Raw genomic sequence first — 23,369 nt, 5'->3', positions numbered from 1 at the left:
GCGTAGGGAGCGCCGAGAGATGGGCGACATCCCGGGACCACACCCCCCGATCGGACTGGGCACGGCGTCTACGGTGAGCGACGTGCGTGCGCTGCTCGTGGCCAATCCCTCGGCCACCACGACGACGGCGGCCGGTCAGGACGTCATCGCGCACGCGCTCGCCAGCGAGATCAAGCTCGACGTCGTCGCCACCCGGTACCGGGGCCACGCGGCCGAGCTCGCCGCCCGCGCGCGGTCCGAGGCCGTCGACCTCGTCATCGTCCTCGGCGGCGACGGCACCGTGAACGAGGCGCTCAACGGCCTGCTCGCCGACGGCCCCGGCGAGGGCGTCCCGGCGCTGGGCGTGGTGCCGGGCGGGTCGGCCAACGTCTTCGCGCGCGCCCTGGGGCTGCCCCGCGAGCCGCTGGAGGCCACCCACACGCTGCTGACGGCCCTCGCGGAGGGCCGCTCGCGCACGGTGGGCCTCGGGCGCGCCGACGAGCGGTGGTTCAGCTTCAACGCCGGGCTCGGGTGGGACGCCGACGTCATCGCCTCCATGGAGCGCGCCCGCGGCCGGGGTCACGACGCGACCCCGACCCGCTACGTCGCCACCTCGATCCGCCGCTGGACGCGCACCCGCCTCGACCCGCCCGACCTCACCGTCGAGATCGCGGGCGAGGAGCCGGTGCCCGGCGTCCGGCTGGCGATCGTGTCCAACACCGACCCGTGGACCTACCTGGGGCCCCGCCCGGTGCGCACCAACCCCGGCTGCTCGTTCGACACCGGCCTCGGCCTCTTCGCCCTCAAGTCCGTGGGCCTGCCGACGGTGCTGCGCCTCATCAACCAGGTCCTCAGCCGCGACGGGGCGGCCGGCCTGAAGTCCGTCGTGCAGCGTGACGACGCCCCCGCGCTGCGGATCACCAGCGAGGTGCCGGTCAACCTCCAGGTCGACGGCGACCACCTCGGACAGCGCAGCGACGTCGAGTTCGTCGCCGTCCCGGAAGCGCTGCGGGTCGTCGTCTGAGGCCCCTGAACGAACCCGCGTGAAGTCCGCGTGAAGCCCGACGGGCGGTCGACGGGCTTCTGAATCGAGTCCACCTGCTGCCGTTCGTCGTGGGGTCACGGACGGGTGGACGGTTCGTCGTGCTGTAATCGTCGCTCGTCGCAGCCGAACGGTCATGACCGTCTGCGCAATTCCACTCACCGACCGAGTTCGCCCGCCGAACCGCTTGGCACTCGATCTCGCAGGTCACGTCCTGCAGATTGAATCGCATCCCCCGCGAATGCCGGGAAGGACGCACGGCCCTCCGGGGCCGGGTGCTCCGGACCGGTCGGGTCCGTCGTTCGGAAAAGCGAGCGTCGGGCGGGAGATCGGGCGACAGTGAGTGTCCCTGATCTCCGTTGGCTGGTCACGGCGCCACACCGCGTCGTGACGAGGTCGAGAACACAACGACCACGACCGGTGCGCTCCCCGAGGCGCACCCACCGAGGAGCTCAGAACGATGGACTGGCGGAACGACGCTGCTTGCCGCGACGAGGACCCGGAACTGTTCTTCCCCGTCGGCACGAGTGGCCCCGCGCTCTCGCAGATCGCCCGCGCCAAGAGCGTCTGCCGGCGTTGCCCGGCGATGACCGAGTGCCTGAAGTGGGCGCTCGAGTCGGGTCAGGACGCCGGCGTCTGGGGCGGTGCGAGCGAGGACGAGCGCCGCGCCCTCAAGCGCCACGGCGTGCGGCCCGAGGTGCACACCGGTTTCTGATCCGGACCGAGGACGTCCACTCCCCGGCGTCCTCGCCCTGGACCACCGACCCCCGGCGCACTCTCGAGAACGCTCCCCCACCGCGCCGGGATCGGGTCGGACGCTCGCTCCCCACGCGTCCGACCGATCGTCACGCAGGCCCCGGGCCGTCCCCCGAAGACGGCGCCGGGGCCTTCGTGTGTGTGCCTCAGCGGCCGCGGTGCTGCAGCGGCACCGTGAGGACCGCGCGCGTGCCCGCCTCCTCGCCCGGGAGGATCCGCAGGGTGCCGGCGAGCTCGGAGTCGACGAGCGTGCGCACGATCTGCAGGCCGAGGCCCGTGGCCTGCTCCAGCGAGAAGCCCTCGGGCAGCCCGCGGCCGTCGTCGCGGACCGCCACCTCGAGCTCGGCGGCCGTGCGCGACGCCGCGATGACCACGGTGCCCGGGGCCCGCTCGGCGAACCCGTGCTCGAGGGCGTTGGCGACGAGCTCGGTGAGCACCATGACCAGCGGCGTCGCCATGACCGCCGGCAGCACGCCCACCTCGCCCTCGCGGCGCATCGCGATCCGGGCGCCGGGGCGGGTGAGGTCGTTCATCATCGGCAGCACGCGGTCGAGCACCTCGTCGATGTCGACCTTCTCGTCCACCGACGCGGCCAGCGCCTCGTGCACCAGCGCGATCGACGCGACGCGGCGCACCGACTCGGTGAGCGCCTCCTGGGCCTCCGAGTGCGGTGTGCGGCGGGCCTGCAGGCGCAGGAGGGCCGCGACGGTCTGGAGGTTGTTCTTCACGCGGTGGTGGATCTCGCGGATCGTCGCGTCCTTGCTCAGCAGGGCGCGGTCGCGGCGGCGGACGTCGGTCACGTCGCGGACCAGCACCAACGCCCCGCTCGGCACCCCCCGCGGGTGCAGCGGCAGCGCGCGGAGCACCGCCGTGGCGCCGTGGCCCTCGAGCTCGGCGCGCTGCGAGGGGGTGCCGGTCAGCGCGCCGCGCACGTGCTCGGCCGCGTCGCCGCCCTCGAACGCGTCGTCGGCGACCTCGCGCACCACCGTCGCGAGGTCGACCCCGACCAGTTCCTCGCTCCAGCCGAGGCGGTGGAACGCCGACGCGGCGTTCGGGCTCGCGTAGAGCACACGGCCCGACGTGCTGATCCGCACCAGTCCGTCGCCCACCCGGGGCGACGAACGGCCCTCGTCGCGCCCCTCGGCGGTCGGGAAGGTGCCGTCGGCGACCATCTGGCACAGGTCCGCCGCGACGGCCGTGTAGGAGATCTCGAGGGTGCTCGGCACGCGCGGGGCGGCGAGGTTGGTGTCGCGGCCCAGGACGGCGACGACCTCGCCCCCGCCGAGCTCGCGCACCGGCACCACCTCGCGGCGCACCGAACGGCCCCGGTGCCAGCGCGGCTGGTCCTCGCGGCGCATCGTGGTGTCCGCGAAGGCCCGGTCGAGCTGCGGGTGCTGGCTCGACGAGGCCCGCACGCCGACCATGTCCTCGGGATGAGCGGTCGCCGTCGTCGTCGGGCGGCTCTGGGCGACGCAGAGGAGGTCGCCGTCCGTCGTGCGCACCCACAGCAGGAAGTCGGCGAACGACAGGTCCGCGAGCAGCTGCCACTCGGCGACCACGCGCTGGAGGTGCGCCGCCGCCGCGCCGGACAGCGCGGTGTGCGCGGCCAGCAGGTTCGACAGCGTCGACACCGGCCGGCCGCGGTTCCCCACGGCGATCATCCAACCACCGCGCGGGTCGGGCGCCCGCGACATGGGACGATGGACGCATGTCGAAGCGCGCGCGCCAGAAGCGGGACCGCAAGAAGAAGAGCTCGAATCACGGCAAGCGTCCCCACGCCTAGCCGTGCAGGACACGACAGGGCCCGTCCGCGAGTGATCGCGGACGGGCCCTTCGTCGTGGTGCTCAGCTCTTCCAGGACTCCACGCGGGTGTGGTTGACCTCGACGACGGTGCCGGCCGGGCTCCGCTCGACGGATACCTGGGCCTGCTCGAGCACGGTGGCGCGGATCTGCTCGCGCAGCCGCTGGTGCAGCCCGGCGGGCGCGTGCTCGCCGCTGCAGCTGCGGCTCAGCAGTGTCTTGACCTTCTCCTCGAGCCCGTAGCGGGCCAGGCAGGGCCCGCACTCGTCGAGGTGGCGGCGCAGCTGCGCGTCGCGCGCCTCGTCGCACTCGTGGTCGAGGAGGAGCCAGACCTCGGCGAGGACCTCGGAGCAGTCGGTCTCGTGGTGATCACCGCAGCTCATCGCCGGGCCCCCTCTCCGGTGGTCGCCGAAGCCTGACCGTCACGGATGAACCCGCGGTCGCGGGCGGTGTCGGTCAGGGCGTCACGCAGCTGACGGCGGCCCCGGTGCAGCCGCGACATGACGGTGCCGATCGGGGTGCCCATGATCTCCGCGATCTCCTTGTAGGCGAAGCCCTCGACGTCCGCGAGGTAGACCGCCATCCGGAAGTCGTCCGGGAGGTTCTGCAGCGCGTCGCGGATGTCGTTGTCGGGCAGGTTCTCCAGCGCCTCGGCCTCCGCGGACGGGAGCCCGGAGCTCGAGTGCTCACCGGCCTGGGCGAGCTGCCAGTCGGTGATCTCCTCCGTGGGCGACTGCTGGGGCTGGCGCTGCCGCTTGCGGTAGGTGTTGATGTAGGAGTTGGTGAGGATCCGGTACAGCCACGCCTTGAGGTTCGTGCCGGGACGGAACGAGGCGAACGACGAGTACGCCTTGAGCACCGTCTCCTGGACCAGGTCCTCCGCATCGGCGGGGTTGCGGGTCATCCGCAGCGCCGCGCCGTAGAGCTGGTCGACCATCGGCATCGCGTCGCGCTCGAAGCGCGCCGCGCGCTCCTCCGGCGTCTCGGTCGCGACGTCGACGGTCTCGATCTCGTCGGCGGACTGGTCAGGAGTCACAGCCCTCGCCGCGTCGGCCACGGGGCTCCCTTCGGGCCGCGCCACGGGCGCGGTCGGGACGTCGATGAATCCCGAGGAGACTACCCGCGTCGGGCGCAGGACACCCGGTCCCGCCGACGACGTCACGCCGTGGAACGGCGTCGCGGCGACCGTGTCGGCCTCCGCCATCGTCATCAGTGCTGGCATGTCCGGCTCAACGCGGTGACCGGGTACGGGATTCCCCTACCCTCCGGCCTCGTGGCGCGACGAGCAGCGGCGGCGGCGACCCCGGCCCTGGTGGCGCTCGACGACGCCGGCATCCCGTACACGACACATCCGTACACGGCGCCGGGGAAGACCGCCTACGGCACCGAGGCCGCCGAGGCGCTGGGGCTCGACCCGGCGCGCGTGCTGAAGACGCTGGTCGCGGAGGTGGACGGGGCGCCGGTGCTCGCGATGGTGCCGGTGTCGGGGACGCTCGACCTCAAGGCACTCGCCGCCGCGCGGGGCGGCAAGCGGGCGGTGATGGCCGAGGCCACCGCCGCGCAGCGGCTCACCGGCTACGTCGTCGGCGGCATCTCCGCGCTCGGGACGCGGCAGGCGCTCGACGTCGTGATCGACCTCTCGGTGGCCGAGCACGAGACCGTCTACTGCTCGGCGGGCCGACGGGGGCTGCAGATGGAGCTGGCCCCCGACGACCTCGTCGCCGCGACGAACGGTGCGCTGGCCGAGATCAGCTCGTCCTGAAGAACGTCCAGAGGTCGGCGACGACGACCTCCGGCAGCTCGAGGACCGCGAAGTGCCCGCCGCGCTCGTGGCGGCTCCAGTGGACGACGTCCGTGTTGTCGCGCTCGGCGAACACCTTGATCGTCTGGAAGTCGTCGGCGAACACCTGGACGCCGGTGCGGGCGGCGCTCACCCGCGGCTCGACGCCGGAGTGCGCCTCCTCGAAGTGGTAGCGCACGGCCGTCGCGGCCGTGTTCGTCAGCCAGTACAGCGACACCTGGGTGAGGATCTGCTCCTCGGTGACGAGGCTGGTGCCGTTGCCGAACGAGGTGAAGAGCTCGTTGTAGGCGAGCTGCCCGACCGGCGAGTCGGCGAGGCCGACGGCCACGGTCTGCGGGCGCGAGCCGTTCATCTGGTTGTAGCCGCCGACCTTCTGGAACCACTGCATGTGCTCGAGGCCGGCATAGTCCGACGGCTCGAGGCGCTCGAACTCCGAGGGGTCGCCCGACGGGAAGCTGAACAGCTGCAGGACGTGCAGACCGAGGAACCCGGACGGGTCGAGCAGGCCGAGCTCGCGGGCGACGAGCGCGCCGCCGTCGCTGCCGTGGGCGCCGTAGCTCTCGTACCCGAGCCGGCGCATGAGGGTGTCGTAGGTGCGCGCGACCCGCGCCATCGTCCAGCCGCGGTCGGCGACCGGCGTCGAGAACCCGAACCCCGGCATCGACGGGACGACCACCGAGAACGCGTCCTCCGCGCGGCCGCCGTGGGCGACGGGGTCGGTGAGGGGCCCGATCACGTCGAGGAACTCGGCGAACGACCCCGGGTAGGTGTGCAGCAGGAGCAGCGGCGTCGCGTCCGCCTCGGCCGACGGCACGTGCACGAAGTGGATCGTCTGGCCGTCGATCTCGGTCAGGAAGTTCGGCACGGCGTTCATCCGCTTCTCCTGGGCGCGCCAGTCGAAGGTCGTGCGCCACTGCTCGACCATGGCGGCGAGGTAGTGGTTCGGGGTGCCGTAGTCCCAGTCGTCGCCGGGGGCGGGGCGCGGCAGGCGGGTGCGGGCGAGCCGGTCGGCGAGGTCGTCGAGGTCGGCCTGCGGGACGTCGACGGTGAAGGGGGTGATCTCTGTGCTGCTCATGGGGAGAACGATAGGAAGCAACCAGGCACGTTTCGTTCCTCGTTTCCGGGCAGTATTCAGCTCGTGCGCGACACCTCCGCCCGGATGCTGGCCCTCCTCTCGCTGCTGCAGTCCCGGCCCGACTGGCCGGGGCCGGAGCTCGCCGAGCGCCTGGGCGTGAGCGCCCGGACGATCCGCAACGACGTCGCCCGCCTGCGCGAGCTCGGCTACCCCGTCGACGCGGAGACCGGGCGCGCGGGCCGCTACCGGGGTCGGGGCGTCGCTCCCCCCGCTGCTGCTCGACGACGACGAGGCCGTCGCCATCGCCCTCGGGCTGCGCGCTGGAACGGGGCTCGCCGGCGTGCAGGAGACCAGCGCCCGGGCCCTCGCCAAGCTCGAGCGGGTCCTCCCGTCGCGGCTGCGGCGCACCGTGTCCGCGCTGGTCGAGACCACGGCGCAGGGGCCCGGGAACACCGGGTCCGACGCCCCCGACCCCGAGGTCGACCCCGCGCTGCTGCGGGCGGTGGCGGAGGCGATCCGGGACCGGGTCGCGCTGCGGGTCGGCGACGACGGCCCCGCCCGCCTCCTCGAGCCCTACCGGCTCGTGAGCTGGGAGCGGCGCTGGTACGTGGTGGTGCGCTCGCCCGACCGAGGCGCCTGGACCGTCCTGCGCGCCGACGGGCTGGCGCTGCGGACGCCGGGCGGGCCGCGCTTCACGCCCGTCGAGCCGCCCGAGGACCTCACCGACCTGGTGCTGCGCGAGGTGGCCGCCGCGGGGTGGTCGGTGCACGCCCGGATCGTTGTGGCGGCGCCGGCGTCCGAGGTGCTGGCGCGGATCAACCCCGCGGTGGGCGTGGTCGAGCCCCGCGACGCGCACAGCTGCGTGCTCGTCACGGGCGCCGACAGCGTCGCCACCGTGGCGGCCTACGTCGGGATGCTCGATCTCGACTTCCGCGTCGAGGGCCCGCCGGAGCTGGTGGAGCAGCTGCGGGTGACCGGGGAGCGCTACCTGCGGGCGATCTCCACCACGAAGCGGAACCGGACGTCGCCCTGACCGAGCCGGGCGAGCGCCTCGGGCAGCCGGTCGGGCCCGACGACCTCGACGTCGGCGACGATGCCGTGCTCCGCCGCGACGTCGAGCATCTCGCGGGTGGCGGGGACGCCGCCGCTGCCGGTGCCGGCGATCCGCTTCTCGCCGACGACGAGGCTCATCGGGTCGATCCGCAGGCCCTCCGGCGGGATGCCGGCGAGGACGTAGGTGCCGTCGACCGCCAGGGCGCCCAGGTACGGGGCGAGGTCGAGCGGGTGGCCGGTGGTGTCGAGGAGGAGGCCGAAGCGGCGGGCCTGGCGGGCGAGCGCGTCCGGGTCGCGGGTGAGGACGACGTCGTCGGCGCCCAGCGCCTTGGCGGCGTCGGCCTTGGCCTCGCTGGTGGTCAGCGCGACCGTCTCGGCGCCGAGCGCGTGGGCGAACTTGATCGCCAGGTGCCCGAGGCCGCCGACCCCGACGACGCCCACCGTCGTGCCCGGGCCCGCGCCGAAGCGCCGCAGCGGCGCCCAGGTGGTGATCCCCGCGCAGAGCAGCGGCGCCGCCCCTGCGGGGTCGAGGCCCGCGGGCAGGGCGTACACGAAGTGGCGGTCGACGACGATCTCGGTGGAGAACCCGCCCTGGGTGATCCCGCCGGAGACCCGGTCCTCGCCGCCGTAGGTCAGGGTCGGGAACGCCTCGCAGTCGTTCTCGCGCCCGGCGCGGCACGACCGGCAGGTGCGGCACGAATCGATGATGTTGCCGACCGCGACCCGGTCGCCGACGGCGAGGTCGTCCACGTCGGCGCCGAGGGCCTCCACCACCCCGGTCATCTCGTGGCCCGCGACCAGCGGGAACGCGGCGGGGTCGCCCGCGGCGAGCGCGTGCCGGTCGGTGGCGCAGACGCCGCAGTGGGTGACGCGGACGACGACGTCGCCCCCGCGCGGGTCGCGGCGCTCGAAGCCCCACGGAGCCGGCGCGGCACCCGGGGCGTCGGCGGCCCAGCCGGTGACCTGACGCATGAGCGGTCCTCCCTCGACAAACAAACCGTTTGGTTACTTGAGACCGTAGCACGTAACCGACCAGTTGGTTACTCTCACGGCCGTGCCCCGTGACGGAACGGCGACCCGCCGCCGGCTGCTCGACGCCGCGACCGCGGAGTTCTCGCGGTACGGCATCGCCGGCGCGCGCGTCGACCGGATCGCCGACGCCGCCGAGGCCAACAAGGCCCAGATCTACGCGTGGTTCTCGTCGAAGGACGGCCTGTTCGACGCGGTGTTCGCCGAGCACCTGGCGCTGATCGTCGACCTCGTCCCGTTCGACGCCACCGACCTCGCGGGCTACGCGGTCCGGCTCTACGACGCCTACCTCGAGAAGCCGTCGGTGATCCTGCTCGCGGCGTGGGCGCGCCTCGAGCGCGTGCCGACCGGCGACCTGCTCACCACCGCCGCGAAGGACGTCGCCGCGAAGCTGGACGCCGTCCGCACCGCGCAGGCCGAGGGGCTGATCGACCCCGAGCTCGACCCGCGCGACGTCTACTCGATGGTCATCGCGCTGTCGATGTCCTGGTCCCCCGCGGCGACGGTGATCGCGGCCGCGCCGGACGACCCGGCCGGCGACCACGCGCGTCGCCGCACGGCCCTGCACGCCGTGGCCCGGCGGGCGTTCGCCCCGGGCTAGACGGTCGCGCGCGCCAGCACCCTCTCCAGCCAGGGGCCGACCGCCGCGGCGACCGGCCCGCGCGCCTTCAGCGAGTGGTCGCCCGCGAGGACGACGACCTCGCGGGTCGCCGTCGGCTCCGGGATGCCGAAGCGGTCGCGCTCGCCGGAGACCGCCAGCACGGGCACCGTGACCGCGTCGATCTCCGGTCCGCGGTCGGGCCGGGTGCCGTCGCGGCGGGCCGGCGCCAGCAGCGGGAACGCGAGCGCGAGGACGGCGACCGGGCCGAGCGTCGCGGCCCCGCGGCAGGCGACGCGCGCGCCCGAGGAGCGTCCGCCGTGGACCTGCGGGGTGTCCGGGAACCGCTCGGTGAGCGCCGCGAGCACAGCGGCCCAGGCGGCGTCGAGGTGCGCCGCGGGCGGCGGGGCCTTGCGGTTCGCCACGCGGTAGGGCTGGAGCACGCGGGCGACCGCGAGCCCGGCGTCGCGGGCCGCGGAGCGCGCCCCGAGCAGGTCGGGCGCCTCGATGCCCCCGCCGGCGCCGTGGCCGAGCACGAGCAGCCCGCGCGGCGCGCCGTCGGGCTCGTCGAGCTGGACCTGCGCCGGGCCGTGGGGGGTCTCGACCGTGATCATTGAGTCGCGGGCACGTCGAGATCCAGCTCCAGGCCCTGCTGCTCGGGCTCGTCGTGGCTCTCCTCGACGAGCTCCGGCCCGTGGTTCTTCACGTTGTTGACCTTGGTGGACACCTGGCGCAGCTCGAACGACGTGAGCAGCTCGGGCGGGGGCGGCTCGAGGAGGTCGGTGGGGTCGTCGTTGTCGGGGTCGAGCCAGGCCTTCCAGCGCTCGGCGGGCAGCACCAGCGGCATCCGGTGGTGGATGTCGACCAGCGGGCCGGCGGCGTCGATGGTGACCACGGTGGTGCTGATCAGCGGCGAGGTGTCCTTGGGCGCGTCCTTGGGCCGCCAGGTCTCCCACAGCCCCGCGAACGCGAGCGACTTCCCGCCCGGCAGGGTGATGAAGTACGGCACCTTCCGCCCGCCGGGGCCGTCCTTCTGCCACTCGAACCAGCCGTCGGCGGGGAGCAGGCAGCGGCGTCCCTTGACCGCGCGGCGGAACGCGGGCTTGCTGGTCAGCGAGTCGGACCGCGCGTTGATCATTCGGCTGCCGACCTTCGGGTCGTCGGCCCACCCCGGCACCAGCCCCCAGCGCATGGCCCGCAGGCTGCGCTCGAGGGCCTGCGGGTCGGCCTGCCCGTTCGCGTCGCGGGGGTGCCGGTCGACCACGCCGATCACGGTCTCGGTGGGCGCGACGTTGTACTCGGGGCCCGGCCACGCCCCGTCGGTGGCGTCGACGGCGTCGAACTCCTCGGCGAGGGTGGCGGGGTCCTTGGCCTGGCTGTAGCGGCCGCACATGCCTCCATCCTGGCACCGGGGTCCGACACGGCGGCGATCGCGAGAGGATGTGCGCATGACCGATCAGCCCTGGGCCGCCCCGACCGCCGACGCGCCGGTGCGGGGCACGGTGTCGGTGCCCGGGTCGAAGTCGGTCACCAACCGGGCGCTGGTGCTCGCCGCCCTCGGCACCGACGGCGTCACCCGCCGCGTCCGGGGCGCCGCCCGCTCGCGCGACACGACCCTGATGGCGGGCGCCCTGGAGGCGCTCGGCGCCGACGTGACGACCTCCGAGGGCCGCGCCGGCACCCTCGACATCGCCATCACCGCCCCGGCGACCTTCCGCGCCGCGCACGTCGACTGCGGCCTCGCGGGCACGGTGATGCGCTTCGTCCCGCCGCTGGCCGCGCTCGCCGACGATCCCGTGGTGCTCGACGGCGACCCGCGCGCCCGCGAGCGGCCGATGGGCGGGATCGTCGAGGGCCTGCGCGGGCTGGGCGTGGCGGTCACCGGCGAGGCGCTGCCGCTGACCGTGGCGGGCGGTCCGCACCCGGTCGGCGGCGAGGTCACCGTGGACGCGTCGGCCTCGAGCCAGTTCGTCTCGGGCCTGCTGCTCTCGGGCGCCCGCTACGCGCGCGGGGTCACCGTCACCCACTCCGGCGCGCGCGGCGTCCCGTCGCTGCCGCACGTCGCGATGACCGTGGCGATGCTGCGCTCCGCGGGCGTGACGGTCGCCGAGGACGCGGCGCGCTGGCACGTCGCCCCCGGTCCCGTCACCGCCCCCGCGGACATCGACGTCGAGCCCGACCTGTCCGGGGCCGCCGTGTACCTGGCCGCCGCGGTGGCCACGGCGGGCGAGGTGACGATCGCCGGCTGGCCCGACACCGACCTGCAGCCCGGCGGCGTGGTGCGCCGCGTGCTGGAGGCGTTCGGCGCGCAGGTCACGCTGACCGCCGAGGGCCTGACCGTGCGCGGGCCCGACCGGCTGACCGGCGTCGACGTCGACCTGCACGAGGTCAGCGAGCTGACGCCCACCGTCGCCGCCCTGGCCGCACTCGCCGCGCGGGACGGGGCGTCGTCGCGGCTGCGCGGGGTCGCGCACATCCGCGGGCACGAGACCGACCGCCTGGCCGCCCTCGTCGCCGAGCTCGGCACCGTCGGCGCGCGCGTCGCCGAGACCGAGGACGGGCTGGAGATCGCCCCGGCGCCGCTCGGCGCGCCGACGCGGCCCTGGCGGGCCTACGCCGACCACCGGATGGCCACCGCCGGCGCGATCGTCGGGCTCGTCGTGCCCGGCGTGACGATCGACGACGTCGCCGCGACCACGAAGACCCTCCCCGACTTCGCCACCGACTGGCCCGAGCTCGTCGGCGCCGGGGTCGGGGTCTGAGGCCGGGAGGGTGACACGCGGCGGCGGGCGGGGCGCGGCGTCCCGGCTCGACGAGTCCGACGTCCGGATCCGGCCCGGCCGGGGCACGCGCCCGCGCAGCAAGCGCCGCCCCGAGCACGCCGACGCAACGGAGGCGATGGTCGTCGGGGTCGACCGCGGGCGGTGGACGTGCGCCCCGGACGACGACCCGGAGCTGCGCGTCGTCGCCATGCGGGCCCGCGAGCTGGGGCGCACGCCCGTCGTCGTCGGCGACCAGGTCGGGCTCGTCGGGGACGTCTCCGGTGGCGAGGACGCGCTCGCGCGGATCGTGCGGGTCGCCGAGCGCTCGAGCGTCCTGCGCCGGACCGCCGACGACACCGACCCCTACGAGCGGGTGGTCGTCGCCAACGCCTCGCACCTGGTGATCGTCACGGCGCTGGCGGACCCGGTCCCGCGCACCGGCTTCGTCGACCGCGCCCTGGTCGCCGCCTACGCGGGCGGGCTGGAGCCGGTGCTCTGCCTGACGAAGGCCGACCTCGCCGACCCCGACGAGTTCGCCGCCAACTACGCCGCCCTCGACCTCACCGTCGTCGTCACCCGCGCCGACGAGGACCCCGCCGCGCTGCGCGAGGTCGTCGCAGGCCGGGTGTCGGCGCTCATCGGGCACTCCGGGGTGGGCAAGTCGACGCTGGTCAACCAGCTGGTCCCGGATGCCGACCGGGCGGTCGGCGAGGTCTCCGGGGTCGGCAAGGGGCGGCACACGTCGACGTCGGCGGTGGCCCTGGCCCTGCCGGACCTCGACGGCTGGGTGATCGACACCCCGGGCATCCGGTCCTTCGGACTGGCCCACATCGCCCCGGACGACGTCGTGGCGGCGTTCGGCGACCTGGCCGCGGCGATCGAGGAGTGCCCGCGGGGCTGCGGGCACCTCGGTCCGCCGGCCGACCCGGAGTGCGCGCTGGACGCGGAGGTCGCGGCCGGCCGCCTCTCCCCCGCCCGCAAGGAGGCGCTGCGCCGGGTGCTGGAGGCACTCCGCACGCCGGCGTGGGAGACGTGAGCGAGGACGAGGGCTCCACCGGTGGGGAGTCCACGCTCACCGTCCTGCTCGCGCTGGCGTCGAACGTGCTGGTCGGCGTGCTCAAGCTGGTCGCCGGGCTGCTCACCGGCTCGTCGGCGATGCTCGCGGAGGCGGCGCACTCGGTCGCCGACACCACCACCGAGGTCTTCCTCGTCACCGCGCTGCGCCGCTCCGGGCGCCGTCCGGACCGCAGCCACCCCTTCGGCTACGGCAAGGAGCGCTTCTTCTGGGCGATGATCGCGGCGGTCTCCGTGTTCGTCACCGGCGCCGCCTACTCGATCATCGAGGGCATCCGGACGATCGTCGAGCACCCCCGCGACCCCGCCGAGGAGCAGTACGCCTGGGTCGCGTACGGGGTGCTGCTCCTGTCGTTCCTCATCGAGGGCACGTCGTGGCAGCAGGCCGTGCGGCAGGTGTGGCGGGAGAAGCGCGAGCTGCGGCTCTCGCTCGTGCGCTACCTGCGGCTGTCCGACGACCCGACGGTCAAGAGCGTGCTGTTCGAGGACTCCGCGGCGCTCGTGGGCCTGGTCTTCGCGGCGCTCGGCGTCGGCCTGCACCAGCTGACCGGCTCCTCGGTGTGGGACGGCGTCGCGTCGATCATGATCGGCCTGCTGCTGGTGTTCGTCGCCTACGCACTCGGGCGCACGAACAAGAACCTGCTGATCGGCCGGTCCGCGGAGCCGCGGGTGCTGCGGGCGGTGTTCGACCACCTGGCCGACGCCCCCGAGGTCGACACGGTCGTCGACCTGCAGTCGATGCTCACCGGCACCGACAGCGTCCTGCTCTGCGCGCGCGTCGACTTCGTCGACACCCTCACGGCCGCCGACCTCGAACGCGCGTGCGTGCGGCTCGACGACGAGCTGCACGACCGGTTCCCCGACCTCGACCAGGTCTTCATCGAGCCCGTGCCGCGCACCGACCCGGACATGCGCGCCGCCGTGCTCGAGCGCTACGGCACCCTGCTGGCCACCTGGCAGCGCGAGCACGACGCTCGTTAGGCGGGCGCCGGGACCACGCCGAGCTGGACGAGCATGCCGAGCATGTCCTGGTGGTGGCGGTTCGCGACGAGCTTGTCGTCGCGCCAGGTCTGCCACATCGACGCCCACGACGTGAAGGCGCGCCCGGTCGGCGGGATCGTCGTGGCGCCCGCGGAGAGCGGCCCGGACTGGGTGCCGCGCCAGACGAGCTCGAGGACGGCCAGGTCGCCGTCGGTGACGATCCGGACGACCTCGCCGGTGCAGTCCGGGACGCCGGTGCGCCAGTCGCGCAGAGCGGTGAGGATGTCGTCGGCGCCGGTGAGGACGCGGCCGGTGGCGGGCTCCTCGTAGACCGAATCCGGTCCCATCATCGCCCGCATGGCGTCCCAGTCGGCGCGGTTGAAGTTGTCGATGGTCTGGCGCGCGAGCTCGTCGATCCCCATGGCCGTGCCCCTTCTGTGTCGCGAGTCACAGCAGGATGGCCCTGGTTCGTCGGAGGAGGCACCACCGAACGTGGTCGGGGTTGGTCCCGACGGGTGGTCAGCCGCTCTCGACGACGCGGTCGGCCCGGTGTGCGGTGGCAGCGATGACCCGGGCGTTCGCGGCGTCGCTGCCGTCCGCGCGGGCGACGGCCTCCGCGTGGCTGCGGCCGTGGTGCTCGTGGCGCGCGACGAGCCGGGCGCGGCGCACGTCCTCGTCGGGCGCGACGAACCACGCCTCGTCGAGCAGCGCCCTGATGCCGTCCCAGGGCGGGTCGTCGAGCAGCAGGTAGTTGCCCTCGGTGACGACGACGAGGGCGTCGGGCGGGACCTCGAGCGCCCCGGCGATCGGCTCCTCGACCTCGCGGCGGAACTCGGGCGCCCACACCGTCGTCTCCCGCGAGCGGACGCGGTCGAGGAAGGCGACGTAGCCCGCGGCGTCGAAGGTGTCGGGGGCGCCCTTGCGGTCGCGGCGGCCCAGGCGGTCGAGGACGGAGTTCGCGAGGTGCCAGCCGTCCATCCCGACCACCGCGACGCCGGGGCCCGCGAGCGACGCCGCGAGCGTGGACTTGCCCGCGCCGGGGCCGCCGACGATCCCGAGCAGGCGGCGGCGTCCGTCGGCGCGGGCGGCGTCGAGGAGGTGGTCGATGGTCACCCGCGCATGATTGCCCACGACGGGGTACCGCTGGTGGATGCAGCTCCCCGTGCCCGCGCCGGGCCCCGACGCCGCGGTGGCGTTCGTCCGCGAGCACCTCGCCGACCTCGCGTGCGACACCCCTGCCGCGTCGCGCTCGTTCCGCGGCGGGCAGACCGCGGCCGACGCGGCGCTGGCCGCGCTCGACGTCACCGGCTACGCGGGCCGTCGCAACCAGGTGCTGCCCGAGTCGCGGCGCGGGGCCTCGCGGATGTCGCCGTACATCCGCTACCAGCTCGTCGGCCTGCCCGCGCTGTGGGACCACGTCGCCGACGCGCCGGCGAACGACCGCCGCAAGTACCGCGACGAGCTGACCTGGCAGGAGTTCACCCGGCACCTCTACGCCCGCTTCGGCCGCGACGGCGAGCCCGCGCTGCGCGAGGAGCTGCGCGCCCACCCGCCGTCACCGCCGGAGCCGTGGGACGAGCCGTGGCCGCGGGACATGGCGTGCATGGACGCGACCCTCGAGGAGCTCCACACCGACGGCTGGCTGGTGAACCAGACGCGGATGTGGCTGGCCAGCCAGTGGACCGTGCGCGCCGGCGCCCGCTGGCGCGACGGCGAGGAGGCGTTCTTCACCCACCTCCTCGACGGCTCCCGGGCCGCCAACCGCCTGAACTGGCAGTGGACGACGGGCGCGGGCAACGGGAAGGCCTACGCGTTCTCGCGGTGGCAGGTGCAGAAGCGGGCGCCGTCCCTGTGCCGCGGGTGCGCGCTGCGCGACGCGTGCCCGGTGGCGTCGTGGCCGGCGGACGAGCGCACCACCCGGGCCCCGATCTCGGACCTGCTGCGCGGCGACCCCGACCCGGCGGTGACCGCGGGGCCGGAGTCGTCGCCGTCGGGGGAGGTCGACGCCGTGTGGCTGACCGCGGAGTCGCTCGGCGACGCCGACCCTGCCCTGGCCGCGCACCCCGACGTCCCGGCGGTGTTCTGCTTCGACGAGCCGTTGCTGCGGCGGCTGACGCTCTCGGGCAAGCGGCTGGTGTTCCTCGCCGAGACGCTGGCCGACCTCGCGACCCGGCGGCCCGTCGAGATCCACCGCGGGCGGGTGGCCGACGAGCTCGCCGGGCGCCGCCTCGCCGTGACCTTCGCGCCGGTGCCCGGCTTCCGGCGGCGCGCCGCCGAGCTCGAGCCGGCCGTCGTGCACCCGTACCCGTGGCTCTTCCGGCCGCGCGCCGGGCGGATGCAGTCGTTCACGGCCTGGCGCAAGGGGATGCCGGCGCAGCCGGACCGGTGAGCGGCCCTGTGTCCGGGTCTCGTGCCAGGGTGAGCCATGGTCCGCGAGCAGCAGCCGTGGCTGGACGTGCCGTTCGGGGAGAAGGACGACGCCAAGGCCGCCGGCGCGCAGTGGGACTGGCGGGCGAAACGCTGGTACGCCCCGCGGCCCGGGATGCCGGAACTCGCGCGGTGGTTGCCGGTGCCGGCTCCGGCTGGTCCTCCACCTGCTGACGAGGACCAGGACCTCGCCGCGCGGACGCCGGGTCCGGCCGACGACCGGAGCGGGCGGTCCTGGCCGGCGGGCGCCGAGGGCGAGGTGCGGCTCGCGGAGGCGTTGCGCGGGATGACCGAGGCGGGCCCGCTCGCGCAGCGCCGCCCGCCGTGGCGGGTGCTGCACGCCGTGCCGACGGGGCCGGGGCACGGCGACCTCGACCACGTCCTGCTCGGCCCGCCGGGCCTGGTCGTCGTGAACACCGAGCACCACCACGGGCGGGCCGTGCGCGTCGACGGCGACCGGATGACCGTCGACCGCGAGCCCGTCGACCACGTGCCCCGCATACGGGCCGAGGCCGAGCGCGCCGGACGGCTCCTCGGGGCCGCGCGGAGCGACGACCCCGGGGTGGCGCCGCCCGCGACGGGCGCCCTCGCCGTCGTCGCCGCGTCGGTGACCACCGCGCCGGGCGGGTCGACCCCGGAGGGCGTCCTCGTCGCGACGCCGGCCGGGCTCCCGCGGCTGATCACGGCCCTGCCCGCGGTGCTGGCCGACGACGAGATCGACGAGCTCTACGCCGTGGCGCGGCGGCTGGGCACCTGGACGCGGGAGCTGTGAGCGCGGCCGGACCGCTCGCTAGCCTCGCCCCCATGAGTCGCCTCGAGGGCCGCACCGACCGCGGGAGCCGGACCATCGCCGCCACCCCCGAGGACGTCTACGCCGCGCTCGTCGAGGGCGAGCGGCTCGAGGCCTGGTTGCCGCCGGAGGGCATGACGGGGCGCCTCGAGCACTTCGACCCACGGCCCGGCGGCGGCTTCCGCATGGTGCTGACCTACCTCGACCCCACCGACGCGCCCGGCAAGACCTCGGACGCCCAGGATGTCGTCGACGTGGAGTTCGCCGACCTCGTGCCCGGCGAGACCGTGGTGCAGCGCGCCGTCTTCGACTCCGAGGACCCCGCCTACGCCGGCACGATGACGATGACCTGGAGCCTCGCGCCGGTGGACGACGGCACCGAGGTCGTCGTCACCGCCACCGACGTCCCCTCGGGCATCGACCAGGCCGTGCACGAGATCGGCATCGCCTCGTCGCTGGCCAACCTCGCGGCGTACCTCGAGCGGCCCTGAGGAAGCACCGCTCCTCGGGCCGGTCGAGGCCGCGCGCGTCGATCGTCAGAACGGCGGCGGATCCGGGTCGTCCGGCGGTGGCGGGCGGCCGGTCGGTGGGGGTGTCTCGGGCGCCGGAGCTCGCGCCGGTGTCCGCGGGTACGGGTCGTTCTCCCAGAGGGGCCCGTCGTCGGCGTACTGGTGCGGCTCGGCGCTCGACCGGACGGCCGGCGGATGGGCCGCCGGGAGGTCGTCGACCACCGGCCGTGGCGGGCGGTCGTAGGTGTGACCGGTGGGGCTGGTCCACCTGAACCAGCCCGGCCGGGGCTGGTCGAGCTGCCAGCCCTGGTCCTTGAGGTCGTGGTCGTGTCCGCAGGCCGGGCCCAGGTTCGACCCGACGGTGAGCCCGCGCTCGAGCACCGACAGGGTGTGGTCGATCTCCGCCTCGAGCGCCGACGCCCCGCACGGCGGGAAGACGCAGGAGCGGTCGCGCATCGTGATCCAGCGCCGCAACGCCGCCGACGGGAAGCGGGCGACGGCCTCCCGGGCCCTTCGACGCCGCCGCGCCGCGATCCGCTCCCACGCGGCGGCGTCCGGCCCGATGGTCTGACCGAACGGCGACAGCCCGGCGGTCGGATTGCCGGGAGCGTCGGCCGCCGAACACTCGGAGGCAGGGCTGAGCTCGGAAGCTCGGTCCTCGGCCGTCTGGTCCTCGGCGGCTCGTTGCTCCGCGGCCCACTCCTTGGCCGCTCGTTCCTCGGCCGCGCGCTGCTCGGCGGCACGCTGCTCCGCTTCCCGGGCGGCACGGTCCTCGGCGCGGGCGGTGCGCCAGCAGGCGAGCTGGTGCTGCAGGTCGGTGAGCAGCCGCGCCCAGCCCGGGAAGTCGCCGGGGCGCAGGGCGTCGAGCGCCGCCTCAGGGACGTGCAGTTCGACCACCGGTCGCGGCGCACCCTCGATGGGCGGCTCCTGCGGCGTGGTGGTCGCCTCGCTCGGGCGGTGGCGCGTGATCAGGGCGGCGATCAGCGCCCCGCTCTCGTCGGTGACCGCCACCCGCCACTCGGCGTCGCCGTACGCCGCGGCGAGCTCGCGGGCCGTGCCCGCCGGGACGACGCCCCAGCCGGGCAGCCGGGCCGGGCGGTCGTCGATCCGGAGCAGCGTCGCCAGGCCGACCCGCAGCTCGAACCGCGACTGCCGCGTCGACCGCCGCCTGCGGGACGGGGTCGACGGCGGGTCCTCCGGCGGAGCATCGGCCGGGTCCGGCGTGCGCCGTGGCTGCGGGTCGTCGGGCAGGGCGGCCGCGAGCACCGCCGCGACGATCTCCTCCTCGGAGGCGCCCGCGTGGGCGGGATCCCACACGGCCAGGAAGGTGTCGGCGCGGATGGTGTCGATCAGCCCGGGGTGTCCCGCGGCCTGGGCCCGCGCGGCCAGCGCGTGGATCCGGCGGGTCGTGGTCACCCCGCCCGGCAGCGGCAGGTCCATCGCCGAGATGTTCACCGTGCCGGCCTCGGTGCAGCGTGCCCGTACCCGGCGCTGGCGACGGTGCCGCCGGTAGAGCTTCTCCGCCCACTCCGGGTCGAGCGCCTTGGCCAGCGCCTCGACCTTGTCGATCAGCCGCGACAGCGTCAGCGATCCCGCCTCGTCCACGAGCCGCTCGATCACCTCGGACGCGTGCTCCTGCGACAGCGGCGCGGTCCGGCGCACGAGGATCGCCACCCGCTGCTCGTCGACCCGCCCCGCCTGCCACGCCGCCCCGAGGCGGGGGTGGCGCTCGGCGGCCTCGGCGAGGTCGAGCACCCGGCCCACCGCCGTGCGCGACGCCGCCAGCACCGCCCGCAGCTCGTCGCCGGCCGCCGGCACGTCGAGCTCGGCACGCCCGCCCGGCGCCGCGGGGTCGGCTAGCGACGCCTCGCGCGCCGCGACGTGGAAGCACGCCTGCTGGTGGGCGAGCTGGCGGTGCTGGGCGGCCACGAGCCGCACCGTGTCGTACGGCGACACCCGCAGCGGATCGATCCGTTCGAGCACGGCGGCCAGCCCGGCGCCGACGGGGAGCTCCTCGAGCCCCGCCGGCACCTCCTGGTAGCCGTCATCGAACATGTGTTCGAGTCTACCGGCCACCACCGACACTCACGGACGCTTCGCTCAGATCTGCCGCGCCCAGCCCACGACGAGCAGCACCGCGGCGAGGACCACCACCGCCGCCACGGGCAGGACCCACCGCCGCCGGCGGGTGCCCAGCACGTACTCGGTGAGCCGCACGTGCAGCGCCGCGAGCCCCCACCACAGCAGCGCCACGACCACCAGCACCCCGACCCACGCCCACGCGTGCGCCGCCCACGCCCCGACGAGGCCCGGGCCGCCCCAGGCGTCGTCGTACGGCCCGGCGACGACGAACCCGTAGAACGGGCCCCGCGCGGTGGCCAGCAGCGCCATCCAGGCCAGCCACCAGAAGAGCAGCCCGACCACGACCCCGAGCACCCCGTGCACCATCACCCGGGCGCCGCGGACCCGGTCGCGCACGGACGACGGGGTGAAGCCGCCGCAGACGAGGTGCCGCCGCGCGGCGTCCACACCGCCGGCGGGGCCGCTGATCGCCACCGCCGTCATCACCCCCGCGGAGGCGGGGAGCAGGCCGAGGCCGTAGGCCAGGCGACGCCCGGCCGTGCGCCGGAGGCCGCCACCGCGCCCCCCGGGGACAGGCCCCGCCGCGACGGCACGAGGAGGGCTCGAGGTCGTCGCGGCGCGGCTCATGCCCGGGGACGGTAGGACCGTCCCCCGACAGCGCGAATCACCCCGAGGGACCGGATCCGTCTCCCCCGGAGGTATGAGATCAGAGCAGCTCGAGCACGAACGGGAGCTCCTGCACGCCGTACCAGGCGAGCTCGTGGTCCTCGGCCTCGCCGAGGGTGAACTCCGCGTCCGGGTCGCCGAGGTCGGCGGCGTCCACGACCGCCGCCGCGGCCCGCACGGCGCCGCCGGCCTCCTCGAGGTCGAGGTGGACGGCCGCGAGCCGCGCCATCGGGATCGGGCCCGCCACCCGCACCACGGCGTCGTCGAGGTCGGGACGCAGGGTCACGTCGTCGACGTCCGCGCTGACCACCGCCCGCCGCGGCGGCGCCGACGGGTCCTCGGCCAGCTCGGTGGCCAGCAGGCGCAGCGACGCCCGCGCCGCCTCGCTCATCGCCACGTACTCGAGCTCCTCGTCGTCGCCCGACGCGTACGCCTCGCGCAGGCGCGGCGTCAGGGCGAAGGCGGTGCCCGAGAGCGGTTGCAGCTGCTCGTCGTCGAGCAGCCGCCGCAGGCCGGCCACCGTGGCCGGGACGTAGATCCTCACCGTTCCCCTGTCCTCTCCCGCTCCCAGCGCGCCGCCGTCGTCCGCAGCGCGACCTGCGCGACCTCGGCCTGCTTGCGGGGATCCATGACGTTCCAGCCGGTCACGGCCCGGTCCTCGGCGTCCGGCGCGTGCTCGGTCACGGTGATCCCGGCCGCGCGCACCCGGGCGATCTCCCGGGCCGAGCGTCCGCCGATCAGCCCGCGCAGCCAGCCGTCCGTGGCCCCGACGGGATTCGACCACACGTCCGGCGACTCCCCCGACCGGGCCAGGGGCACGAGCACGAGGGCCTCGTCGACGCGGGGCAGGTCGGGGTCGAGCAGCAGGTCCGCCGACGTCGCCGAGCACACGCCGCCGTCGACGTAGCGCTGCCCGCCGATCCGCACGGGCGAGAACCAGCCCGGCACCGCGCACGACGCCGTCGCCGCCTCGGCCATCGACGCGGGCGGTGCCCCGGTCCGCCCGAACGGCACCCGGGCGCCGCTGTCGTAGTCCATCGCGACGATCCGCACCTGCGGCGCCTCCGGCCACTGCTCGTGCGCCCACTTCGTGGCCCAGCGGTGCAGGCCGGTGGTGTCGCCGCGGCCGGTCGGCAGCAGCGCCGCCCCGAACGCCAGCGGCGGGAAGCGGCGCGGGCTGCGGGCGATCTCGCCCAGCAGCCGCAGCGACCCGGGCCCGACCCGCGGCATCGGGGGCAGGCCCCGCCGCGCCGTCGACTGTGGGGCACCCTTCGGCCGTGACGGCGCGGGCGGCGGGTCGAGCAGCTGCGCGAGCATGTCCGCCACCGGCACCCCGCTGGCCAGCGCCGCGGCGATCACCGAGCCCGCCGAGGTCCCGATCAGCACGTCCGCCTCGCGCGCGTCGCGCCCGGTCTCCTGCTCCCAGGTCGTCAGCGCCGCGATCGTCCACGCGTAGCCCAGCTGACCGCCGGTGCCCAGCACCAGGCCCAGGCTCACCGCAGGCCCCTCACCGCGGCACCGTCGCCCGCAGCTCCGCCAGCGACTCGGTGACGAGCTCACCCAGCTCGTCGACGTCGGCCATCGAGTCGCGGTCGGCGTTGAAGCCGTAGAACACCCCGCCGTCGTAGGACGTCAGGCCCACCGCGAGCGACTGCCCCTTCGCCAGCGGCACCACCGGGTACATCTCGAGCATCCGCGCCCCCGCCGCGTACAGCGCGTGCTGCGGGCCCGGGACGTTGGAGACGACGAGGTTGAACAGGCGCCGCGCGAAGCCGTTGGCGGCCCGCGCGCCCAGCGCGTGCAGCGTCGGCGGCGCGAACCCGCCCACCCGGACCAGCGCGTTCGCCCCGACCGACTGGCCCGACTCCTTGTGCTCCCGCATCGCGTGCGCGACGTGGTGCATCCGCAGGACCGGGTTGGGCTCGCCGACGGGCAGGTCGACCAGGAACGACGCGATCTGGTTGCCGAGCAGCCCGGCGCCCGCGATCGACCCCGTCGTCTCGGCGTCCCCGCGCACCGACAGCGGCACCATCGCGCGCATCGTCGTCGTCGGCGACACCGTCGCGCCCCGCGAGAGCAGCCAGTTGCGCAGCGCCCCCGAGATCACGGCTAGCACGACGTCGTTGATCGTGCCGCCGTGGGCGCGGCGGACGGCGCGGTAGTCCTCGAGGTCGGTGCGGGTCATCGAGAAGCGGCGCTGGGTGGAGATCGGCACGTTCAGCGGGCTCACCGGCGCCGGGCGCACCGCCGTGCGCACCGCCGAGAACAGGCCGCCGGCCACGCCCGCGACCTTCGTGACGGTGTCCGCCGCGTCCCGCACCGCGTCCCGGGCCGCCTCGACGGCGTTGCCGGGGCGGGAGACGTTCTCGCTCACGGCGTCGTAGATCAGCTGCCACGACGACGGCTCCCGGCGGGCCGTCCACTCGTCCTCGGGGGTCGGGCGCCCGCTCGCGGTGTCGTCGAGCACGACCTGGCCGATGTCGATCGACGCGACCCCGTCCACCATCGCCTGGTGGGTCTTGGTGACCAGGGCCACGCGCCCGCCGGAGAGCCCGTCGACGAGGTACATCTCCCACAGCGGCCGGGTGTGGTCCAGCGGCCGCGACATGAGGCGCGCGACGAGGTCGCACAGCGCCCGCTCGGTGCCCGGAGGCGGCAGCGCGGAGCGCCGCACGTGGTAGGTGACGTCGAAGTCGACGTCGTCGATCCACACCGGACGGGCCATGCGGCCGGGGACCTCGCGGATCTTCTGGCGGTAGCGCGGGACCAGCCCGATCCGGCTCGAGATCAGGTCGACGAGGCCGTCGTAGTCGAACCCGGACCGTGGCTTCCGGAAGATGGACACGCTCCCGACGTGCATCGGAGTCGTCGGTTGATCCATGTAGAGGAACGAGGCGTCCAGCGCCGACAGGCGGTCCGGCATGGTCGCGATCGTCGCACAGGG

25 protein-coding genes and 1 pseudogene are annotated in these 23,369 nt (G+C 75.2%); 12 read left to right on the top strand and 14 right to left on the bottom strand.

The window, feature by feature from the left end:
* Nucleotides 1-82: 82 nt before the first annotated feature.
* Together EV188_RS01430 and EV188_RS01425 are read left to right on the top strand one after the other, a co-directional pair.
* Nucleotides 83-1,003, top strand: a complete 921-nt coding sequence (locus EV188_RS01430; RefSeq protein ID WP_133824459.1) for a diacylglycerol/lipid kinase family protein — start codon at nucleotides 83-85, stop codon at nucleotides 1,001-1,003.
* A gap of 478 nt (nucleotides 1,004-1,481) precedes the next feature.
* The gene (locus EV188_RS01425) at nucleotides 1,482-1,736 is read left to right on the top strand and encodes a WhiB family transcriptional regulator (RefSeq protein WP_133824458.1); all 255 of its coding nucleotides are present in this window, start codon (nucleotides 1,482-1,484) and stop codon (nucleotides 1,734-1,736) included.
* Between the two features lie 187 nt (nucleotides 1,737-1,923).
* Here EV188_RS01425 and EV188_RS01420 read toward each other — a convergent pair whose 3' ends face one another.
* Entirely contained in the window at nucleotides 1,924-3,408 is a 1,485-nt protein-coding gene (locus tag EV188_RS01420) for a sensor histidine kinase (RefSeq protein ID WP_133825329.1), read from the bottom strand.
* Nucleotides 3,409-3,485: 77 nt separating this feature from the next.
* Between EV188_RS01420 and EV188_RS33145 the strand changes: the two genes are divergently transcribed.
* Complete coding sequence (locus EV188_RS33145; protein WP_378022413.1) at nucleotides 3,486-3,560, top strand: 50S ribosomal protein bL37; 75 nt, start codon at nucleotides 3,486-3,488, stop codon at nucleotides 3,558-3,560.
* 62 nt (nucleotides 3,561-3,622) lie between these two features.
* Here the strand turns inward: EV188_RS33145 and rsrA are convergent, their stop codons facing one another.
* Nucleotides 3,623-3,961 (bottom strand): mycothiol system anti-sigma-R factor, encoded by a 339-nt coding sequence (gene rsrA, locus EV188_RS01415; RefSeq protein ID WP_133824457.1) that lies wholly within the window; start codon nucleotides 3,959-3,961, stop codon nucleotides 3,623-3,625.
* The gene (locus tag EV188_RS01410) at nucleotides 3,958-4,587 is read right to left on the bottom strand and encodes a sigma-70 family RNA polymerase sigma factor (RefSeq protein WP_243741509.1); all 630 of its coding nucleotides are present in this window, start codon (nucleotides 4,585-4,587) and stop codon (nucleotides 3,958-3,960) included. Before EV188_RS01410 ends, rsrA begins: the two co-directional genes overlap by 4 nt.
* A 264-nt stretch (nucleotides 4,588-4,851) precedes the next feature.
* On the opposite strand from EV188_RS01410, the gene ybaK reads away from it, so the two are divergent.
* Nucleotides 4,852-5,340: a Cys-tRNA(Pro) deacylase gene (ybaK, locus tag EV188_RS01405; protein ID WP_133824456.1), complete on the top strand. Its 489-nt coding sequence runs from the start codon at nucleotides 4,852-4,854 to the stop codon at nucleotides 5,338-5,340.
* Here the strand turns inward: ybaK and EV188_RS01400 are convergent.
* On the bottom strand, nucleotides 5,327-6,454 hold the full coding sequence (locus tag EV188_RS01400) for an epoxide hydrolase family protein (RefSeq protein ID WP_133824455.1): 1,128 nt from the start codon (nucleotides 6,452-6,454) through the stop codon (nucleotides 5,327-5,329). The two genes, ybaK and EV188_RS01400, sit on opposite strands and share 14 nt — an antisense overlap.
* A gap of 63 nt (nucleotides 6,455-6,517) precedes the next feature.
* Between EV188_RS01400 and EV188_RS01395 the strand changes: the two are divergent.
* Nucleotides 6,518-7,487 (top strand): annotated as a pseudogene (locus EV188_RS01395) (helix-turn-helix transcriptional regulator).
* Here the strand turns inward: EV188_RS01395 and EV188_RS01390 are convergent.
* Nucleotides 7,439-8,479, bottom strand: coding sequence for an NAD(P)-dependent alcohol dehydrogenase (locus EV188_RS01390; protein ID WP_133824454.1), 1,041 nt, complete (start codon nucleotides 8,477-8,479; stop codon nucleotides 7,439-7,441). The pseudogene EV188_RS01395 and the gene EV188_RS01390 sit on opposite strands and share 49 nt — an antisense overlap.
* A gap of 82 nt (nucleotides 8,480-8,561) precedes the next feature.
* On the opposite strand from EV188_RS01390, the gene EV188_RS01385 reads away from it, so the two are divergent.
* A complete protein-coding gene (locus EV188_RS01385) occupies nucleotides 8,562-9,137 on the top strand; it encodes a TetR family transcriptional regulator (RefSeq protein WP_133824453.1) in 576 nt (191 codons plus the stop codon).
* Here EV188_RS01385 and EV188_RS01380 read toward each other — a convergent pair.
* Together EV188_RS01380 and EV188_RS01375 are read right to left on the bottom strand one after the other, a co-directional pair.
* Complete coding sequence (locus tag EV188_RS01380) at nucleotides 9,134-9,748, bottom strand: alpha/beta hydrolase family protein (protein ID WP_133824452.1); 615 nt, start codon at nucleotides 9,746-9,748, stop codon at nucleotides 9,134-9,136. The two genes, EV188_RS01385 and EV188_RS01380, sit on opposite strands and share 4 nt — an antisense overlap.
* Nucleotides 9,745-10,527: an SOS response-associated peptidase gene (locus EV188_RS01375; protein ID WP_133824451.1), complete on the bottom strand. Its 783-nt coding sequence runs from the start codon at nucleotides 10,525-10,527 to the stop codon at nucleotides 9,745-9,747. Before EV188_RS01375 ends, EV188_RS01380 begins: the two co-directional genes overlap by 4 nt.
* Before the next feature lie 55 nt (nucleotides 10,528-10,582).
* On the opposite strand from EV188_RS01375, the gene aroA reads away from it, so the two are divergent.
* The 3 genes from aroA to EV188_RS01360 are packed head-to-tail and all read left to right on the top strand — an operon-like array spanning nucleotide 10,583 to nucleotide 13,951.
* Nucleotides 10,583-11,896 carry a 3-phosphoshikimate 1-carboxyvinyltransferase gene (aroA, locus tag EV188_RS01370; RefSeq protein WP_133824450.1) on the top strand — a complete coding sequence of 438 codons (1,314 nt, stop codon included), beginning with the start codon at nucleotides 10,583-10,585 and terminating at the stop codon, nucleotides 11,894-11,896.
* 10 nt (nucleotides 11,897-11,906) lie between these two features.
* On the top strand, nucleotides 11,907-12,932 hold the full coding sequence (gene rsgA / locus EV188_RS01365) for a ribosome small subunit-dependent GTPase A (RefSeq protein ID WP_133824449.1): 1,026 nt from the start codon (nucleotides 11,907-11,909) through the stop codon (nucleotides 12,930-12,932).
* Nucleotides 12,929-13,951: a cation diffusion facilitator family transporter gene (locus EV188_RS01360; RefSeq protein WP_133824448.1), complete on the top strand. Its 1,023-nt coding sequence runs from the start codon at nucleotides 12,929-12,931 to the stop codon at nucleotides 13,949-13,951. The genes rsgA and EV188_RS01360 overlap by 4 nt, the downstream gene beginning before the upstream one ends.
* Here EV188_RS01360 and EV188_RS01355 read toward each other — a convergent pair.
* Complete coding sequence (locus tag EV188_RS01355) at nucleotides 13,948-14,373, bottom strand: ester cyclase (protein ID WP_133824447.1); 426 nt, start codon at nucleotides 14,371-14,373, stop codon at nucleotides 13,948-13,950. The two genes, EV188_RS01360 and EV188_RS01355, sit on opposite strands and share 4 nt — an antisense overlap.
* A 97-nt stretch (nucleotides 14,374-14,470) precedes the next feature.
* Nucleotides 14,471-15,064 (bottom strand): nucleoside/nucleotide kinase family protein, encoded by a 594-nt coding sequence (locus EV188_RS01350; RefSeq protein WP_133824446.1) that lies wholly within the window; start codon nucleotides 15,062-15,064, stop codon nucleotides 14,471-14,473.
* Nucleotides 15,065-15,101: 37 nt separating this feature from the next.
* Between EV188_RS01350 and EV188_RS01345 the strand changes: the two genes are divergently transcribed.
* Genes EV188_RS01345 through EV188_RS01335 form a run of 3 tightly spaced genes read left to right on the top strand, consistent with a single transcriptional unit; the run spans nucleotide 15,102 to nucleotide 17,659 of the window.
* On the top strand, nucleotides 15,102-16,340 hold the full coding sequence (locus EV188_RS01345) for an FAD-binding domain-containing protein (protein WP_133824445.1): 1,239 nt from the start codon (nucleotides 15,102-15,104) through the stop codon (nucleotides 16,338-16,340).
* Nucleotides 16,341-16,376: 36 nt separating this feature from the next.
* Complete coding sequence (locus EV188_RS01340; RefSeq protein WP_133824444.1) at nucleotides 16,377-17,150, top strand: DUF5710 domain-containing protein; 774 nt, start codon at nucleotides 16,377-16,379, stop codon at nucleotides 17,148-17,150.
* A 32-nt stretch (nucleotides 17,151-17,182) separates the two neighbouring features.
* The gene (locus tag EV188_RS01335) at nucleotides 17,183-17,659 is read left to right on the top strand and encodes an SRPBCC family protein (RefSeq protein ID WP_133824443.1); all 477 of its coding nucleotides are present in this window, start codon (nucleotides 17,183-17,185) and stop codon (nucleotides 17,657-17,659) included.
* A gap of 45 nt (nucleotides 17,660-17,704) precedes the next feature.
* On the opposite strand, the gene EV188_RS01330 is transcribed toward EV188_RS01335, so the two are convergent.
* The 5 genes from EV188_RS01330 to EV188_RS01310 all read right to left on the bottom strand — a co-directional run bounded on the left by EV188_RS01330 (nucleotide 17,705) and on the right by EV188_RS01310 (nucleotide 23,348).
* Nucleotides 17,705-19,732, bottom strand: coding sequence for an HNH endonuclease signature motif containing protein (locus EV188_RS01330; protein WP_133824442.1), 2,028 nt, complete (start codon nucleotides 19,730-19,732; stop codon nucleotides 17,705-17,707).
* Nucleotides 19,733-19,777: 45 nt separating this feature from the next.
* Entirely contained in the window at nucleotides 19,778-20,386 is a 609-nt protein-coding gene (locus EV188_RS31310; protein WP_166659667.1) for a hypothetical protein, read from the bottom strand.
* Between the two features lie 79 nt (nucleotides 20,387-20,465).
* Nucleotides 20,466-20,969 (bottom strand): DUF6912 family protein, encoded by a 504-nt coding sequence (locus tag EV188_RS01320; RefSeq protein ID WP_133824441.1) that lies wholly within the window; start codon nucleotides 20,967-20,969, stop codon nucleotides 20,466-20,468.
* Nucleotides 20,966-21,922 (bottom strand): patatin-like phospholipase family protein, encoded by a 957-nt coding sequence (locus EV188_RS01315; protein WP_166659666.1) that lies wholly within the window; start codon nucleotides 21,920-21,922, stop codon nucleotides 20,966-20,968. Before EV188_RS01315 ends, EV188_RS01320 begins: the two co-directional genes overlap by 4 nt.
* A 10-nt stretch (nucleotides 21,923-21,932) precedes the next feature.
* Nucleotides 21,933-23,348 (bottom strand): WS/DGAT/MGAT family O-acyltransferase, encoded by a 1,416-nt coding sequence (locus EV188_RS01310; RefSeq protein WP_133824439.1) that lies wholly within the window; start codon nucleotides 23,346-23,348, stop codon nucleotides 21,933-21,935.
* Nucleotides 23,349-23,369: the final 21 nt, after the last annotated feature.

Origin of the sequence: Actinomycetospora succinea, assembly GCF_004363095.1 — a bacterium.
GTDB lineage: Bacteria > Actinomycetota > Actinomycetes > Mycobacteriales > Pseudonocardiaceae > Actinomycetospora > Actinomycetospora succinea.
The sequence above is the reverse complement of the archived record's forward strand: the minus strand, read 5'-3'. Positions and strand labels throughout refer to the sequence as shown.